Annotated in this window: 17 protein-coding genes; 6 read left to right on the top strand and 11 right to left on the bottom strand. The window is 63.8% G+C overall.

Annotated elements, in window-relative coordinates; genetic code table 11:
- Nucleotides 1–28: 28 nt before the first annotated feature.
- The 10 genes from CMN27_RS07040 to fabD form a co-directional block, all read right to left on the bottom strand.
- A complete protein-coding gene (locus CMN27_RS07040) occupies nucleotides 29–397 on the bottom strand; it encodes a PilZ domain-containing protein (RefSeq protein WP_293625081.1) in 369 nt (122 codons plus the stop codon).
- Nucleotides 398–1,408, bottom strand: a complete 1,011-nt coding sequence (gene holB, locus CMN27_RS07045; protein ID WP_293625082.1) for a DNA polymerase III subunit delta' — start codon at nucleotides 1,406–1,408, stop codon at nucleotides 398–400.
- The gene (tmk, locus tag CMN27_RS07050; protein ID WP_293625083.1) at nucleotides 1,405–2,028 is read right to left on the bottom strand and encodes a dTMP kinase; all 624 of its coding nucleotides are present in this window, start codon (nucleotides 2,026–2,028) and stop codon (nucleotides 1,405–1,407) included. Before tmk ends, holB begins: the two co-directional genes overlap by 4 nt.
- Nucleotides 2,029–2,039: 11 nt before the next feature.
- A complete protein-coding gene (gene mltG, locus CMN27_RS07055) occupies nucleotides 2,040–3,041 on the bottom strand; it encodes an endolytic transglycosylase MltG (protein ID WP_293625084.1) in 1,002 nt (333 codons plus the stop codon).
- Nucleotides 3,034–3,906: an aminodeoxychorismate lyase gene (pabC, locus tag CMN27_RS07060; protein ID WP_293625086.1), complete on the bottom strand. Its 873-nt coding sequence runs from the start codon at nucleotides 3,904–3,906 to the stop codon at nucleotides 3,034–3,036. Before pabC ends, mltG begins: the two co-directional genes overlap by 8 nt.
- Complete coding sequence (locus CMN27_RS07065) at nucleotides 3,899–5,263, bottom strand: aminodeoxychorismate synthase component I (protein WP_293625088.1); 1,365 nt, start codon at nucleotides 5,261–5,263, stop codon at nucleotides 3,899–3,901. Before CMN27_RS07065 ends, pabC begins: the two co-directional genes overlap by 8 nt.
- Nucleotides 5,264–5,284: 21 nt before the next feature.
- Nucleotides 5,285–6,526, bottom strand: a complete 1,242-nt coding sequence (gene fabF, locus CMN27_RS07070) for a beta-ketoacyl-ACP synthase II (protein ID WP_293625090.1) — start codon at nucleotides 6,524–6,526, stop codon at nucleotides 5,285–5,287.
- 97 nt (nucleotides 6,527–6,623) lie between these two features.
- Entirely contained in the window at nucleotides 6,624–6,863 is a 240-nt protein-coding gene (gene acpP / locus CMN27_RS07075) for an acyl carrier protein (protein WP_006912784.1), read from the bottom strand.
- A gap of 129 nt (nucleotides 6,864–6,992) precedes the next feature.
- Complete coding sequence (gene fabG / locus CMN27_RS07080; protein ID WP_293625092.1) at nucleotides 6,993–7,748, bottom strand: 3-oxoacyl-ACP reductase FabG; 756 nt, start codon at nucleotides 7,746–7,748, stop codon at nucleotides 6,993–6,995.
- Between the two features lie 31 nt (nucleotides 7,749–7,779).
- Nucleotides 7,780–8,736, bottom strand: a complete 957-nt coding sequence (gene fabD / locus CMN27_RS07085) for an ACP S-malonyltransferase (RefSeq protein WP_293625094.1) — start codon at nucleotides 8,734–8,736, stop codon at nucleotides 7,780–7,782.
- Between the two features lie 119 nt (nucleotides 8,737–8,855).
- On the opposite strand from fabD, the gene CMN27_RS07090 reads away from it, so the two are divergent.
- The 4 genes from CMN27_RS07090 (at nucleotide 8,856) to acnA (ending at nucleotide 13,984) form a co-directional block, all read left to right on the top strand.
- Nucleotides 8,856–9,299 (top strand): NUDIX hydrolase, encoded by a 444-nt coding sequence (locus tag CMN27_RS07090; RefSeq protein WP_293625096.1) that lies wholly within the window; start codon nucleotides 8,856–8,858, stop codon nucleotides 9,297–9,299.
- 1 nt (nucleotide 9,300) lies between these two features.
- Nucleotides 9,301–10,449, top strand: a complete 1,149-nt coding sequence (gene mnmA, locus CMN27_RS07095) for a tRNA 2-thiouridine(34) synthase MnmA (RefSeq protein WP_293625098.1) — start codon at nucleotides 9,301–9,303, stop codon at nucleotides 10,447–10,449.
- Nucleotides 10,446–11,075, top strand: coding sequence for a DUF489 family protein (locus CMN27_RS07100; protein WP_293625100.1), 630 nt, complete (start codon nucleotides 10,446–10,448; stop codon nucleotides 11,073–11,075). Before mnmA ends, CMN27_RS07100 begins: the two co-directional genes overlap by 4 nt.
- 161 nt (nucleotides 11,076–11,236) lie before the next feature.
- The gene (acnA, locus tag CMN27_RS07105; RefSeq protein ID WP_293625102.1) at nucleotides 11,237–13,984 is read left to right on the top strand and encodes an aconitate hydratase AcnA; all 2,748 of its coding nucleotides are present in this window, start codon (nucleotides 11,237–11,239) and stop codon (nucleotides 13,982–13,984) included.
- Between the two features lie 208 nt (nucleotides 13,985–14,192).
- Here acnA and CMN27_RS07110 read toward each other — a convergent pair whose 3' ends face one another.
- A complete protein-coding gene (locus CMN27_RS07110) occupies nucleotides 14,193–14,975 on the bottom strand; it encodes a PilZ domain-containing protein (protein ID WP_293625104.1) in 783 nt (260 codons plus the stop codon).
- Between the two features lie 387 nt (nucleotides 14,976–15,362).
- On the opposite strand from CMN27_RS07110, the gene CMN27_RS07115 reads away from it, so the two are divergent.
- Together CMN27_RS07115 and CMN27_RS07120 are read left to right on the top strand one after the other, a co-directional pair.
- Complete coding sequence (locus CMN27_RS07115; protein WP_293625106.1) at nucleotides 15,363–15,569, top strand: cold shock domain-containing protein; 207 nt, start codon at nucleotides 15,363–15,365, stop codon at nucleotides 15,567–15,569.
- Nucleotides 15,570–15,819: 250 nt separating this feature from the next.
- A complete protein-coding gene (locus tag CMN27_RS07120) occupies nucleotides 15,820–16,275 on the top strand; it encodes a YaiI/YqxD family protein (RefSeq protein ID WP_366515420.1) in 456 nt (151 codons plus the stop codon).

Consider the following 16,275-nt stretch of genomic DNA (forward strand, 5'->3'; position numbering starts at 1 on the left):
GGCAACGGCCGAGCGAGCGCCCAGCGCGCTACATCGTATAGCTGGTGCGTCGGTTTTCGAGCATGCCGGCCAGCAACGTTTCCAGGCGTTGCTGGGTGGCCCCGCCGTCCTGGGCCGCAAACTGAACTCCGATCCCGGCCGGACGCTGGCTGCCGGTATTGCGCGGCGTCACCCATACCACCTTTCCGGCCACGGGCAGACGTTCGTTCTGCTCCACCAGATGCATCAGCAAGAATACGTCCGCGCCCATATCGTAGGTGGTCTGGGTCAGATACTGCTGTTTGACGAACAGTCCGCCGTTGGTCACGAAAGGCATATAGGCCGCACAAAGCTCTGCGCGGTCGGCTACGTCCAAACGTACGATTCCGGACTGGCTGGCAACATTCTGTTCGGGCATCTATCTACTCGGCTTGCGCTTGAGACGGGTTTTCAGGTCCAGCAACAACGACTCTATCACCAGCTGCCAGTCGGCATTGCTACGCGCCAGTCGCGCGGCCTCGGCCACCTGGGCGCACCAGGGCTGAAAAGCATGCGGGTCCATGCGCGTGGCGACCCGTGCCAGGCCCTCCGGCAGTGCTTCCGGGTTATCGGCCGATTGGCCCTCTTTCATGAGGGCAAGCGATAGCAGCCCGCTCGCCCGCCGATAGAGCCAGTCGGTCAACAGATCGGCGGGTTGCTTGGCCAGGCGTTCGGCGGCCGCGGCCGGATCCTCACGATTGCGTATCACGTCTGACAGCGTACCGTCCCAGCCGTCGATCAGGACGGCGTAGTCCTGGGCCTGGCGATCAACCACGGCAAAGGGCGTACGCAGACTGTCGGCATCCAGGCCTTCGCAATCGATCTGTCGTTCTTCAAGCCACTGTCTTGCCTCGTTCGGCTCGGGTGGCGCGAGGCGCCAAAGCTGGCAGCGGCTGCGTACCGTCGGCATCAATGCCGAGACGCGGTCGGTGACCAGAACGATATGACAGGCCGGCGGGGGCTCCTCCAGCGTTTTGAGCAGACTGTTCGCCGCGCTGGGCGATAACGCCTCGGCCGGGTCGATCCAGCCGATTCGGCCGCTATCGTACTGGGGCGTAAGCTGCAGACGCTGCGAGAACGCACGTACCTGATCGACCTTGATGAGCTTGCCCGCCTCTTCCGGCACCAGCCGCGAGATATCCGGATGCGTTTGTGCCTGGCGCTGGCGACAGGCCGCGCAACGCCCGCAGGCATCGCCGTTGTCGTCGCGGTCGCGGCATAGCAAGGCAGCCACGATACGCTCGGCGAACAGGCGTTTGCCGATACCTGGCGGGCCGCAGACCAGCAACCCATGGGCTACGCGATCCGTTGCGATCGCCTGGGCCATGCGTGACCAGGGCGTGGCATGCCAGGACGGCTTGGCGGCGTCGTCGGACAGGGTATCGCTCATATCAGATCGGCCAGCGCTTTCTCGATATGCTCGCTTACGGCATCGATGGTTTCGCCCGCGTTGATCACACGATAGCGCTCGGGCTGTGCCTGAGCGCGGGCCAGATAGGCGTTGCGAACGGTTTCGTGAAACACCAGCGTTTCCCGATCGAAACGGTTGCCCTCGCCGCGCTTGCCGGCCCGGGCCAGCCCCTGGGCGACCGGGAGATCGAACAGCAGCACACGATCCGGGCGGCGTTCGCCCTGTACGAGCGTTTCCAGGGCGGCGACCGTTTCGTTGCCCAGCCCTCGGGCGACGCCCTGATAGGCATAGCTGGCATCGGTGAAGCGGTCGGTAAGCACCCAGGCCCCGCGCGCCAGCGCCGGCTCGATCACTTCGTTCAAGTGGGCGGCACGGGCGGCGAATACCAGCAGCAGTTCGCTCATCGGCGGCATGGGCGTTTCATATTCGCCCATCAGCACACCGCGTATCGCCTCGCCCAGGGCGGTACCGCCCGGCTCGCGCGTGCACACCACTTCATGACCGGCCGCCTCGAGCATGGCAGCAACTGCTGCGATCTGGCTGCTCTTCCCGGCGCCCTCCCCGCCTTCGAAGGCGATGAAGCGTGCCCCGTTATCCACGGCCGCCACGCTCAGGAGCCCCGCTGGTACTCGTCGACCGCGCGGTTGTGCTCGGCAAGCGTGTCGGAAAACACGTGGCTGCCATCGCCCCGCGAGACGAAATAAAGCGCCGTCCCCGGCTCCGGATTGAGCGCGGCCTCGATTGCCGCCCGCGAGGGCATGGCGATCGGCGTGGGCGGCAGCCCGGCCCGGGTATAGGTGTTGTAGGGGGTATCCCGGCGCAGATCCGAACGTCGGATATTGCCGTCGTAGTCTTCGATGCCGTAGATCACGGTGGGGTCGGTCTGCAGGCGCATGCCCTTTTCCAGCCGCCGTGCGAACACGCCAGCAATACGCCCCCGCTCGGCTGGTACCGCGGTTTCCTTTTCGATGATCGAGGCAAGAATCAGCGCCTCATAGGGTGTTTCGACCGGGGTATTCTCGGAACGCTGTTCCCATTGCGTATCGAGATAACGCTGCATTGCCTCATAGGCGCGTTTGAGAAAGGCGATGTCGGTCATGCCGCGGGGGAACAGATAGGTGTCGGGCATGAAGCGCCCTTCCGGGTTTTCATCCGGATGGCCGATCGCGGCCATGACCTCGGCATCGCTCTTGCCGGCCAGCTGGTGGTCGAGGGCATCGTTGTCGGCCATGAGCTTGCGGAATTCGGAAAAACGCCAGCCTTCGACCAGGGTCAGGCGGTATTGGCGCGTCTTGCCCGAAACCAGCAGTTCCAGCAGATGGGCCGGGGTCTGGCGGGCCGGAACCACATACTCGCCGGCCTTGATGTCGCCGGCCACGCCCTGATAGCGGGCGTACAGCGACAAATACTTCGCGTCGCGGGGACGGCTGATGATGTCTTCGGCCACCAGCCGCCGGGCGATGGCGTTGAAGCTCATGCCGCTATCGACCGTCAGCAGCTTGCCCTGGCTGTTCTCCAGCGGGGAATTGAAAAAACGGGCCGTATCGATCGCCAGGGCGGCACAGGCGAGCACGCCCAGCCCGATCACCGCCCATACCACGCGTTTAATCACTGCTACCTGCCTTGTCGTTGCGCTCGCGGCGTTCATTCGCGCGAGTGTCCATGTCGTTCAATAAGCCGCGCGCGTATGCGGCCGCCGATTCGCTCTCGCCAAGCTCGCGACCGTCGAAATGCGATATTGCGACCACGCCGCCCACGCTGTTGCAGGCGATGCCGGCACGGCAGCGGCCGAGGTCCGGCGGGCGGATATCGCGTTCGCTTACCCGCATACCGGCCTGTTCGAGCGCACACCAGAGCCGCTGTCGTGTGGCTCCGATGATACCTGCCCGCGTCAGCCGCGGGGTGTACCAATCGCCGTCGGCGTTCGAAAAGAAAAGATTGCGCATGGTGGTGGCGATGACGAAGCCGTTGGCGTCGGCCATCCAGGCATCGGCCTGGCCGCGCGCCCTACATTCCTCACGTGCCAGCACCTGCTCAAGCCGGTTGAGATGCTTGATACCCGCCAGACGCGGCTGGATGGCCAGCTCGATCGAGGATCGCTCGAGCGCCAGCGGCGCCGGCTCGCCGCGCGCATGCGCGGGCAGTTCATGCCCGCTCACGATACGTCGCACCTGTGCCGGCTGCGGCGGCATATAGCCGCGTCCGCCGCTGCCACGGGTGACCATGATCTTGCAGACGCCGTCCTCCGCATCGCCGAACAAAGCCTGCATATCGGCCAGAATCTCGTCTTCGACGGGTGTGCCGAGGCCCAGCGCCGCGCAATCGTGCTGCAGGCGCTGCCAGTGTGCCCACCACCCCAGCGCGCGACCGGAGTCGATTCTGACCGTACGGAACACGCCGTCGCCATAGGCCAGGCCGCGATCGCCCACCGGGACCGCAGAGCTGGCCTGGCCGTCGACGCGAATCCGCTCATCCATAGGCATGGCCATCGGCGTCGACGAAGCTGCGCAGCACGCCACGCGCCTTGATACGGGTTTCTTCGAGCTCCTCGTCGGCGATCGAATCGGCCACGATACCGGCGCCGGTACGCAATGTGAGGTCGTGCCCCTGCTGGGTGAGCGAGCGGATCACGATATTGGTATCCAGGCGGCCGCAGCGGCTCAGGTAGCCGATACTGCCGGTGTAGGCGCCGCGCGGTTCATTCTCCAGCTCGGCGATGATCTCCATGCACCGCACCTTCGGGCAGCCGGTGATCGTGCCGCCAGGGAATACCGCCTTCAGCGTAGCGCCAGGGCCCACCCCCGGCGCCAGCGTGCCGCGAATATTCGACACGATATGGTGCACGTGCGCATAGGATTCGATACACATCAGCTCGTCGACCGCGACCGTCCCGGGGCGACAGACGCGGCCCAGGTCGTTGCGCTCAAGATCGATGAGCATGACGTGTTCGGCCCGCTCTTTTGGATGGCCAATAAGTTCTGCGGTCATGCCGGCGTCGGTGCCGGCGCTACGCATGCGGGTGCCCGCGATCGGCCGGGTCTGGGCAATACCCAGATCGATGGATACCAGCCGCTCGGGCGACGAACACACCAGCGCGGCCTCTCCCCACTGCACAAGCCCGGAAAACGGCGCCGGGTTCGCCGCCCGCAGGGCCGCATAGACCCGCGCCGGCGCGACATCGTGCTGCATGCGTCCGTGCCAGACACGCGACAGGTTCGCCTGGAAGACGTCGCCGGCATGGATCAGTTCGCGGGCACGCTCGACGTTGTCCATGTAGATCGAGGGCGGCTGTTCCTGCCACCATGCCGGCAGCGACTGGGCCGAAAGCGTTGATTGCATGCCCTGCTCGAGATCCGCGCGCATGATTCGCAGCGCATCGGCATGCGTCGATTCGGCCACGAGATATAGCTTTTGCTCTAGCCGGTCGTGCACGAACGCCGCCGGACAGCGTACTGCGAGCGCATCGGGTAATGTGTCGTGGCGCCTGCTCGCAAGCGATAGGCTCGGCTCGACCCGGCCGGCCATTTCATAGCCGAGATAGATAAACCAGCCGCCCACGAACGGCAGCCCCGGTATGCGGCTGCGTTGCTGCTGCGCCGCCGCCTGATCCAGGGCCGCGAAAAAATCGGTCTGCGAATCGTCGGCAGTGACCGTGAGCGTTTCGCCCGGAAACCCCAGCAGCAGATCGAAGCGGCTTTGCGCGGCCGCGCCCGCGCTGCTTTCCAGCAGAAACGGGTAGCGCTCGGGTGCCAGCGCGGCCACCCGAGCGAGATCCGGTGTTCTACCCGTGGGTATTTCGACGATATGCAGATCGTCGGAGGTTGACTCGCGCACAGCCGCGGGCGAACGCGCGTCTCAGTCGACGCGCTTGAAGATCAGCGAACCATTGGTGCCGCCAAAGCCGAAGGAATTCGACAGCGCGGCGTCGATGCGCATCGAACGGGCCTCATGCGGCACGTAATCGAGGTTGCAGCCCTCGGCGGGGTTGTCCAGATTGATGGTCGGCGGCGCGACCTGGTCGCGAATCGCCAACAGCGTGAAGATGGCCTCCGCCGAGCCCGCCGCACCGAGCATATGGCCGGTCATGGACTTGGTGGAGCTCACCGCCACGTTCTTTGCCGAATCGCCGAGCACGGCCTCGATCGACTGGCTCTCTGCGACATCGCCCACGGTGGTCGAAGTACCATGCGCGTTAATGTACTGGAGTTCGTCCGGGTTGAGCTCGGCGTCGTGGAGGGCGTTGGCCATGCATTGACGCGCGCCCCGGCCACTGGGCTGCGTAATGTGGTAGGCATCGCCGCTCATGCCAAAGCCCGCGACCTCGCCATAGATATTCGCGCCGCGCTTCTTGGCCTGTTCGTACTCTTCGAGCATGAGCACGCCGGCACCATCGGACAGCACGAAACCGTCTCGATCGGTATCCCAGGGGCGGCTGGCCGCCTGCGGATCGTCGTTGCGGCTGGACAACGCCCGAGCCGCACAGAAGCCCGCCAGCCCGATCGGGTTGACGGCCATCTCGCAGCCACCCGCGAGCATCGCGTCGGCATCACCAGCGGCGATCAGGCGCGCGGCCAAGCCGATATTGTGAACGCCCGTGGTACAGGCGGACACGGCCGCGATATTCGGCCCGTGCAGGTTCAGCTGAATCGAAACCTGGCCGGCGGCCATGTTCGCAATACTGCTGGGAATGAAGAACGGCGACACCTTCTTGGCGCTGTAATCGGCTTCATGAAAGCCGACACAGGTCTTGAGAATGGTGCCGATGCCGCCGATACCCGAACCCACGGCAACGCCCACGCGATCGTTGTATTCGTCGTTGAGCTCTAGCCCGCTGTCGTTGAATGCCTGTACCGAAGCTGCGACGCCATAGTGCACGAACGGATCGTAGCGCTTGGCCTCTTTCTTCGACATGTACTCGGCAACATCGAAATCGCGGATCGGGCCGCCGAAACGCGTCGGATAGTCCGACACATCGAAGCTGTCGATGGTCGAGATACCGCTACGACCGTCGAGTATCGCGGCCCAGCTCGAGGCGACATCCAGGCCGACCGGGGAAATCATTCCCAGACCGGTGACTACTACGCGACGCTGTCTCAACGCAGCCCCCTAGTTACTCATGACGCCGCGTGAAGCGGCGGGTTCATTCGCTACGACCGACCGGGTGCTGCCCCGCGGTCGCGCACGTGGAATGCGTTCAGCCTTCGGCGTGCGACTTGATGTAGTCGACCGCATCCTTGACGTTGACGATCTTCTCGGCTTCTTCGTCCGGAATATCGATTTCGAACTCTTCCTCGAGGGCCATGACCAACTCGACCGTATCCAACGAGTCTGCGCCCAGATCGTCGACGAACGACGCTTCCGACGTGACCTGGTCTTCGCTGACCGAAAGCTGTTCGGCAATGATCTTCTGTACTCGTTCTTCCACGCTACTCATCGGATTCTCTCCTGATTGACTATGGTTTACGCGTCTAGCACGCGGTGCATTCGCCCTCGCGAACCGCGCGCCATTCTAGGGAAAAAGGGTGGGCCTCGCCAGATTTTCGCAAGACCGCTCGGTGCTTGCTCAAGCCCCCATGTATAAACCGCCGTTGACGCTGAGCGTCTCGCCGGTGATATAAGCTGCAGAGTCGGACACCAGAAATGCGACGCTCGCGGCGATGTCATCCACATGACCCAGCCGCTGCAGCGGGATCTGTGTGAGCATCGCTTCACGCGTTTTGTCGTCGAGTTCGCGGGTCATGTCCGTTTCGATGAAGCCGGGTGCGATGGCGTTGACCGTAATCTGACGCGAACCGACCTCGCGCGCAAGCGAGCGGGTGAAACCCAGCAGACCGGCCTTGGCGGCGCTGTAGTTCGTCTGCCCGGCGTTGCCCATCAGGCCGACGACCGATGCGACGTTGACGATACGCCCACTGCGCGCCTTCATCATGCCCCGCAGGGCGGCCTTGGTGACCCGGAATACGCCCGAAAGATCGGCGTCGATCACGCCCTGCCAGTCGGATTCCTTCATGCGCATCAGCAACGTATCGCGCGTGATCGCCGCGTTGTTCACCACGATCGTGGGCGCGCCGAATGTCTGGGTGACTTCCTTGAGCAGCGCCGTCACGTCGGCGTCGTCGGTCACATCGAGCCGGCGTCCAGCGCCCGGCGTCGCCGCGGCGCCCAGACGGGCTTCGATACGCTGGGCACCGTCATCGGTCGTGGCGGTTCCCACGACGACGGCACCGTCGGCAGCCAGGCGATCGGCAATAGCCGCGCCGATACCGCGGGATGCCCCGGTTACCAGAGCGATCCGGCCATCGAGATTGGCGTTGGTCATGACTCTCCCACTCGCGCCTTTATCGCGCTGACTATTCTTCTTCGGTTGTATTCAGCGCTTCACGCAGGCTGTCGGCATCCGACAGTGCCAGCGAGGTCGCGCTTTTATCGATACGCTTGTTCAGGCCGGTGAGCACCTTGCCCGGCCCGCATTCCAGAAACAACTGACAGTTGGCCGCGCGCATGGCGCGGATCGTGTCGGCCCAGAGCACCGACTGCGCAAGCTGGCGAACCAGTGCCTTGCGGATGCCGTCCACGTCCTCGCGCGGCTGCGCGTCGACGTTGTGCAGCACCGTCAGTTTGGGCTGGCGCAGCGGAATCTCGAGCAGATGAGACTGCAGCCGTTCGGCCGCCGGCTGCATGAGCGCGCAATGCGAGGGCACACTCACGGCAAGCGGCTTGACCAGCTTCGCGCCCTTCTCCTTGGCCAGGCGCCCGGCGGTGGTGACCGCCTCGGCGTGTCCGGCAATGACCACCTGGAGCGGCGCATTGAAGTTGGCGGGTGATACCACCAGTGCGTCTTCGGCATGGGCCTGTTCGGCGGCCGCACAGGCCTCGCGAACGGCGTCGTCGTCCAGGCCAATGACCGCGGCCATCGCGCCCTCGTCCGGCGCCACCGCATTCTGCATTGCCTTGCCGCGCATCTGCGTCAAACGCAGCGCGTCGCCGAAGTCGAGTGCCTCGGCCGCCACCAGCGCGGTGTATTCGCCCAGGCTGTGCCCGGCGAGAAATTCCGGCATACGGCCGTTGCGCTGTTGCCAGACTCGCCAGACCGCCACGCCGGCGGTCACGAGGGCGGGCTGGGTGAACTCGGTCTGATCGAGTTTTTCGGCCGGGCCGTTCTGTATGAGATCGGCCATGTCATAACCGAGCGCCTCGCCGGCTTCGGCATAGGTTTCGGCAACGACGGGATAGCGCTCGGCCAGCGCTGACAGCATTCCGACCGACTGGGCCCCTTGCCCGGGAAAAATCATCCCCAAACGCGACATAGAAAAGGTCGTGATCAAACGATGGCGGCATCATACCCACCCCAAAACCGCTTGGCCACGTGAAAAGCCCGTTTGCTAGAATCCACCGTTTGCACAGCGTCAAGTACGCGGAGGCTGTTTTGGTCCACGCCGAACTCACCGTGGCCGCGGTGGTATGTGTCGATCACCGCTATCTCGTGGTCGAGGAATTCGCCCATGGCCGCCGCGTAATCAACCAGCCCGCCGGCCATGTAGAGCCTGGCGAAACGCTGCAGCAAGCCGTGATTCGGGAAACCTTCGAGGAAAGCGCCTGGCGTTTCACGCCCACCGGCCTGGTGGGCATGTATCACTGGCCACACGAAGATGGTCGCACCACCCTGCGCTTTGCCTTCTGTGGTGAAGTCGAGGGCCACGTCGCCGGCCAGGCACTGGACGACGGCATCATCGCAGCCCATTGGCTGAGCGCCGAGCAGCTGCAGGCACGCAATGATCTGCGCAGCCCGCTGGTGCTTCAGGCGATCGCCGACTTCAACGCCTTCGAGCCGATCGCGCTCGAACGCGTGCGTCATATCAGGGGCCGCTGACATGGCCGAAGCATTCTGGCAGCGCGCCCCGCAGGACACGCGGGTGATCGTCGGTCTGTCCGGCGGGGTGGATTCATCCGTGACCGCGCTGCGCCTGGTCGAGGCCGGCTACCAGGTCGAAGGCCTGTTCATGTTCAACTGGAGCGAGGACGAAGCCGGACGCTGCCAGGCCGCCGACGACTACGACGACGCGGCGGCGGTATGCGAGGTGCTGGATATTCCGCTGCACCGCGCCGACTTTTCGCGAGAGTACAAGGCCCGGGTATTCCGCTACTTTCTCGACAGCTACGCGGCCGGACGCACGCCCAATCCGGACGTGCTCTGCAACCGCGAGATCAAGTTCGATGCCTTCCTGCATCACGCCGAACGCCTGGGCGCGGACGCGATCGCGACCGGCCACTACGCGCGACTGGTCCACGACGTTGACGGCACCCGACTGCTGCGCGGCGCGGACCCGGGCAAGGATCAGTCGTATTTTCTGGCCGCCGTACCCATGGCCGCGCTTGAACGCACGCTGTTCCCGCTGGGCGATACCTACAAGACCGACGTGCGCGCCATCGCCCGCAAGGCGGGCCTGCCCATCCACGACAAACCCGACAGCACCGGCGTGTGTTTTATCGGCGAGCGGGATTTCGAGGGCTTTCTGCGTCAGTACCTGTCCGGGCGAGCCGGGCCGGTGCGCGTATCCGGCGGGCCGCTCGATGGCCAGACCGTCGGCGAGCACGGCGGGCTCATCTACTACACCATCGGCCAGCGGCGCGGGCTTGGCCTCGGCGGTGTTCAAGGTGCCTCCCAGGCGCCCTGGTATGTCGCTGCAAAGGATCTGAATACGGACACGCTCTGGGTGACCCAGGATCACGACCATCCCGAACTGGCACAAACGGCGCTTACGACCGCCCCGCCGCACTGGCTGATCGATACGCCGCAGTTGCCGCGTCGTTGTGCGGCTCAGGTACGCTATCGTCAACGGGCGATCGACTGCCGTATCGAAGCGGGGCCGAACGGCGGCCTTCACGTGCAGTTCGATCGGCCGCCGCGGGCGATCGCACCCGGCCAGTATGCGGTTTTCTATGCGGGTGACCATTGCCTCGGCAGCGCCGAGATCGTGTCAGCCGGCCACTCCGAACTCGAGATTCCTGTCAGCGCATGAGCGACCAATCCACGCACAGCCTTCGCGACCAGGCCCTGTCCCTGGCCGGCGTTGCCCAGTTCGCACTGTATGCGCACGAACTCGCCGCCGACGGGCGCGACACGCCCCAGCGTCTGGAGATCGCCAAGCATGCAATCTTTTGCACCGATCCCAACAGCGTCATCGACGTCTATGGCGATCTGCCCAGCGTGGGCGACGGTATCGCCTATCTCAAACGCCAGCTCGCCGGCGAGAAACCGGACCAGAAATCGGCGCTCATCGCGCGCTATATCGGTCAATTGCTGCGCCTGTCCGGCGCGTTGATCAAGGACGACGCCGCGCTCAAGCGCCTGCGCGGCGCGATCGATCGCGCACGTCTGGCCGAGCCGGCCGAAGTACCCGTCATTCTCGACGATGCCTACCGCGACAGCATCAGCCCGGCCAAACCGCGCATCATGCTGCACGGGCATCCGAGCTATCTTCAGAACGAAGCGATCCAGGCCCGTGCCCGCACCCAGCTGATGGCTGCGGTGCGCTGCGCGATCATGTGGCGCCAGTGCGGCGGCGGCTTCATTTCTCTGTTCTTCCGGCGCAAGGCGCTGCTGAAATCGCTGGAAAACATCGGCCCGCGGGCGCCCGTGCGCTAGCAAATGCGTCTTCCAATCGCCGCGTATGGACGGCGCTACGGCCTCGCGGGCGCTTTTGCCTGCAGCCGGGGCCGCGAAAAAGCTATACTACGCGACGCTTTTAAGTGTCCGGATCCCAACCGGACCGAAGAACCACCGAGTGTCTTTGGAGAACCAAACCTATGACGGACAGTTTCAATACACGCGCGCAGTTCACTGCAGGTGATCGCAGCTTCGACTATTTCAGTCTGCCCAAGCTCCAGGAACAGTTCCCGGGCGTGGCCAAGCTGCCCTACGCGCAGAAGATCCTGCTCGAGAATCTGCTCCGCCACGAGGACGGCTCCAACGTCGATGCCGACGATATCAAGGCACTCGCCAACTGGGACGCCAAGGCCGAGCCGGATACCGAAATCGCCTTCACCCCGGCACGCGTGGTCCTGCAGGACTTCACCGGCGTGCCGGCAGTGGTCGACCTGGCCGCCATGCGCGATGCCATGGCCAACCTCGGCGGCAGCCCCGACAAGATCAACCCGCTATCGCCGGCCGAACTCGTGATCGACCACTCGGTCATGGTCGACGAATACGGCACCGACAAGGCCTTCGATCTGAACGCCAAGCTCGAATTCAACCGCAACAAGGAGCGCTATGCGTTCCTGCGCTGGGGTCAGGGCGCGTTCGACAACTTCAAGGTCGTGCCGCCGGATACCGGCATCGTCCATCAGGTCAACCTGGAATACCTGGCGCGCGTGGTCTTCGGTAACGAAGACAGCAACCTCGCCTACCCCGACACGCTGGTCGGCACCGACTCCCACACCACCATGATCAACGGCGTGGGCGTGCTCGGCTGGGGCGTGGGCGGTATCGAAGCCGAAGCGGCCATGCTCGGCCAGCCCATCACCATGCTCATTCCCCAGGTCGTGGGCTTCAAGCTCACCGGCAAGCTCGCCGAAGGCTGCACCGCCACCGACCTGGTGCTCACGGTCACAGAAATGCTGCGCGCCAAGGGCGTGGTCGGCAAGTTCGTGGAATTCTTCGGCGACGGCCTGGCCGATCTGCCGCTGGCCGACCGTGCCACCATTGCCAACATGGCGCCCGAATACGGCGCGACCTGCGGTATCTTCCCGGTCGACGGCGAAACCATTCGTTACATGGAACTCACCGGCCGTCCCGCCGAACAGCTGGAACTGGTCGAAGCCTATGCCAAGGCCCAAGGCCTGTGGCGTGAAGAAGGCGAGCCCGACGCCGACTACACCGACGTGCTCGAGCTCGACATGTCCACGGTGCAGCCCTCGCTGGCCGGCCCGAAACGCCCGCAGGACCGCGTGCTGCTGGCCGACATGCAGAAGACCTATCGCCGCGAAGTCGAGCCCTTCATCAAGTCGCGCGCCGAGAAGTCCGATCCCGAAGACAAGAGCATGGCCGAGGCCAAGCAGCAAAGTGAAGCCGGCCTGGCTTCCGACAGCGTCGAAGGCGCGATTCATGCGCCGGTCAACTACAAGGACCAGGACTTCGATCTGCACGACGGCTCGGTGGTAATCGCCGCCATCACCTCCTGCACCAACACGTCGAACCCGGCGGTGATGATCGGTGCCGGCCTGCTGGCCCGAAACGCCATTGAGAAGGGTCTGCAGGTCAAGCCCTGGGTCAAGACCTCGCTGGCCCCGGGTTCCAAGGTCGTGACCGAGTATCTGGAAAAAGCCGGCCTGGACGACGATCTCGACAGCCTCGGCTTCCAGCTGGTCGGCTACGGCTGCACCACCTGTATCGGTAACTCCGGGCCGCTGCCCGAGCCGATCGGCAATGCCGTGCGCGAGCACAGCCTGAACGTGGCCTCGGTGCTGTCCGGCAACCGTAACTTCGAAGGCCGCGTGCACGGCGACGTGCGCATGAACTTCCTCGCCAGCCCGCCGCTGGTGGTGGCCTATGCGCTGTCCGGCACCATCGATATCGACATGAACAACGATCCGCTCGGCCAGGACGCCGACGGCAACGACGTGTATCTGCGTGATATCTGGCCGTCGCAGAAGGAAATCTACGACACCATCGGCAGTTCGCTGAACTCCGAGATGTTCAAGGACAGCTACGGCGACGTGTTCGCTGGCGATTCCCGCTGGAAGGGCCTGGACGTGCCGGAAGGCGAAATCTTCGATTGGGACGAAACCAGCACCTACGTGCAGAACCCGCCCTACTTCGAAGGCATGTCGGTCGATGTCGACGATATCCCGACCATCCAGGGTGCGCGTTGTCTGGCCCTGCTGGGTGATTCGATCACCACCGACCATATCTCGCCGGCCGGTGCCATCACCAAGGACTCGCCCGCTGGCCAGTACCTGCAGGAAAAAGGCGTCTCGCCGTCGGACTTCAACAGCTACGGCTCGCGTCGCGGCAACCACGAAGTGATGATGCGCGGCACCTTCGCCAATGTTCGCCTGCGCAACCTGCTGGCCCCGGGCACCGAAGGCGGCTGGACCCGTCATCAGCCCTCCGGCGACGAGATGTTCATCTACGACGCCGCCATGAAGTACGCAGAAGACAACACCCCGCTGGTGGTGCTGGCCGGCAAGGAATACGGCACCGGCTCGTCGCGCGACTGGGCTGCGAAGGGCACCCTGCTGCTCGGCGTGAAGACCGTGATCGCCCAGTCCTTCGAGCGTATCCATCGTTCGAACCTGGTCGGCATGGGCGTATTGCCGCTGCAGTTCAAGGAAGGCGAAAACGCCGAATCCCTGGGCCTCGACGGCACCGAAACCTTCGATATCGAAGGGCTGAAGTCGGACGCGACCGAAGTCACCGTCAAGGCGACGAAGGAAAGCGGCGACACCAGCGAGTTCACCGCCAAGGTGCGTATCGATACGCCCAAGGAATGGGACTACTACCAGAACGGCGGCATCCTGCACTATGTGCTGCGTCAGCTCGCCAAGGCGGCATAAGCACTGCCGACAGCCGACGCTTTCGCGGTCGTAAAAAAGCCCCGCTTCGGCGGGGCTTTTTTTATGGCGCTTGCAACCGCGTCGGCACGACAGAAGGCACACACCCGCCCGCGGTGAGCGGGTTCGGCCCAGCCTGGCGCGTACCATCGCTCTGGGGCGCAATGTTAGCCGGGGCAAACAGCCAGGCCGGCCCACGCGCCGCGGTAGGCTATTTGACGTTCTTCCGCGGACCGTTGAACAGCGGCGACGGCGCGAGCGGACGCATTTCGGAACGCAGGGAGCTCAGGCGTGCCACTTCGCGCTCGACCTCGCGTACATACCGCCAGACCTCTCGGGCCGTCTTGTCCGCGCGGATATCGAAGGCGATACCGAGATAGCACAGGCCTTCGTCCTCATTCACGTACCGATGGCTGATCTTGCCTCGCACCTCGAACGTCTCGCCGTTGGGAAACAGGGCCTGAATACGATAACCATCAACGCCGACCTCGATACCTTCCGGCGCGTCCAAAGGCAGACTCACCAGACAGCCCCCGGCCGACAGATCGCGCAGCGTGGTATGCCATTCCCGGCTTTTGCCATTCGACAACAGCACCGTCACCGACATGCCGTTGCTCAGAGCCGCCCGGAACTGACCGCGACGCTTGAGCAGGGCCACGCTGTCCGGCAGCGAGGCCGACACACTCAGACGGGCGCCGCTTTGTGATACGCCGACACAGTGCATCGGGCTGCTCTGCAATGCTGCAGAGTGTTGGCGCGCATGCAGGATGAAACTCTCTCGCGCCTTGAGCAGTTCCTCGATATCGCCCGTGCTGGTCATATCCACGGCGCAGCGCCCGAGCGCGCGATCCACGGATACCACGCTCACCGGATACTGGATCATCGCTCCGTCGAAGCGGATCGTCACCTCATGCGTATTCCAGGTCAGCTCAATGAATGCGTCCGCCACCGCCTGGGGACTATTGATTTCCGCATAGCGGGGCCTGTTCGTCATGAATCAAAGTTCCTGGGTTGCGGGGCCTTGCCCTGGCCGGTCTATCGGCTGCCTGCCGACTTACTTGAATCGAGTGCGCCGCATACACGGCGCAAACAGTCATGGTATCGCGTTGATTCACCGATGCCGCGGATGGTGTGTCGCTACGAGGGCACGACTAGCGCCGGTCGGCAAAGTTATTTGAGTATCGCCTACGATCTTTTCAAAAAGACGAACTTATGGCGTTCCAAAGCGAATGGATTTTAGCGTTTATCGATATTTCAACGCGATAGCGACAGCGGCGTATAAAAATATTTGCGCCTGGACGTATCTTTTCGAGCGTGAACCGTTACACTGCACCTGCAGCATGGCTGCATACAATCAGTTCCGATTAAGTAAGAGAAAATTATGGCCAAAGGCACCGTTAAGTGGTTCAGTTCCGAGAAGGGCTACGGCTTCATCGCCCCTGAAGATGGCAGCAAGGACCTTTTCGTACACCACTCCGAGATCCAGAACGGCGGCGGTTTTGCCACCCTCGAAGACGGCCAGGCGGTCGAATTCGAAATCGGTGAAGGCAAGAAAGGACCGTGCGCCAACAAGGTCGTCGCGGTCTAAGCATACGGCATCCTGTACGGATCGGCTCGCGTTCACCCGACCTGCCAGCGGCTTGTCGGGCTCGAAAATGAACTGATCCGAACAGCGCCGGATCGGCCCATTCGGGCCGAAACCGTCATATCGGATAGCCACTACGTCGAGACCGAGACTTCGGTTGGCGTGGAGGCTGTCCGATTTGTCGTTTGGGGCGGGCTGTAAGTTTTACTCGGCAACGCGCCCCTCCTACCCAAGCGAACGATTGCCTATGTCGATGACCATCTGGGTCGATGCCGACGCCTGCCCCACGGTAATCAAGGACATCCTGTTTCGCGCCAGTCGGCGTACCAGCGTGGCGCTCGTGCTCGTGGCAAACCAGCCCATGCACGTACCGCGCTCGCCGCATATTTCCTTTATACAGGTTGGCGCCGGTTTCGATGTCGCCGACAACGAAATCGTCAAACGTGTCGCCCCGGGCGATCTCGTGATCACTGCGGACATTCCCCTGGCCGCCGAGGTGATCGACAAGCAGGCCTATGCCCTCAACCCGCGCGGCGAGCTGTATACCCGCGACAATATTCGTGCACGCCTGAGCGTACGCGACTTCATGGAAGGCCTGCGCGGGGCCGGCGTCGATACCGGTGGACCGCCGCCGTTGAACCCGAACGACCGTCACGCCTTCGCCAAGCAGCTCGATCGCCTGCTCGCGCGCGAGCGCAAACGCTACTAG

This window comes from Salinisphaera sp., from assembly GCF_002729955.1.
Classification (GTDB): domain Bacteria; phylum Pseudomonadota; class Gammaproteobacteria; order Nevskiales; family Salinisphaeraceae; genus Salinisphaera.

Excerpts from the sequence above, each read along its gene's own strand:
- CMN27_RS07040 (WP_293625081.1), bottom strand. The coding sequence starts at position 397 with ATGCCCGAACAGAATGTTGCCAGCCAGTCCGGAATCGTACGTTTGGAC.
- holB (WP_293625082.1), bottom strand. The coding sequence starts at position 1,408 with ATGAGCGATACCCTGTCCGACGACGCCGCCAAGCCGTCCTGGCATGCC.
- pabC (WP_293625086.1), bottom strand. The coding sequence starts at position 3,906 with ATGGATGAGCGGATTCGCGTCGACGGCCAGGCCAGCTCTGCGGTCCCG.
- acpP (WP_006912784.1), bottom strand. The coding sequence starts at position 6,863 with ATGAGTAGCGTGGAAGAACGAGTACAGAAGATCATTGCCGAACAGCTT.
- fabG (WP_293625092.1), bottom strand. The coding sequence starts at position 7,748 with ATGACCAACGCCAATCTCGATGGCCGGATCGCTCTGGTAACCGGGGCA.
- fabD (WP_293625094.1), bottom strand. The coding sequence starts at position 8,736 with ATGTCGCGTTTGGGGATGATTTTTCCCGGGCAAGGGGCCCAGTCGGTC.
- mnmA (WP_293625098.1), top strand. The coding sequence starts at position 9,301 with ATGGCCGAAGCATTCTGGCAGCGCGCCCCGCAGGACACGCGGGTGATC.
- CMN27_RS07100 (WP_293625100.1), top strand. The coding sequence starts at position 10,446 with ATGAGCGACCAATCCACGCACAGCCTTCGCGACCAGGCCCTGTCCCTG.
- acnA (WP_293625102.1), top strand. The coding sequence starts at position 11,237 with ATGACGGACAGTTTCAATACACGCGCGCAGTTCACTGCAGGTGATCGC.
- CMN27_RS07110 (WP_293625104.1), bottom strand. The coding sequence starts at position 14,975 with ATGACGAACAGGCCCCGCTATGCGGAAATCAATAGTCCCCAGGCGGTG.
- CMN27_RS07115 (WP_293625106.1), top strand. The coding sequence starts at position 15,363 with ATGGCCAAAGGCACCGTTAAGTGGTTCAGTTCCGAGAAGGGCTACGGC.
- CMN27_RS07120 (WP_366515420.1), top strand. The coding sequence starts at position 15,820 with ATGACCATCTGGGTCGATGCCGACGCCTGCCCCACGGTAATCAAGGAC.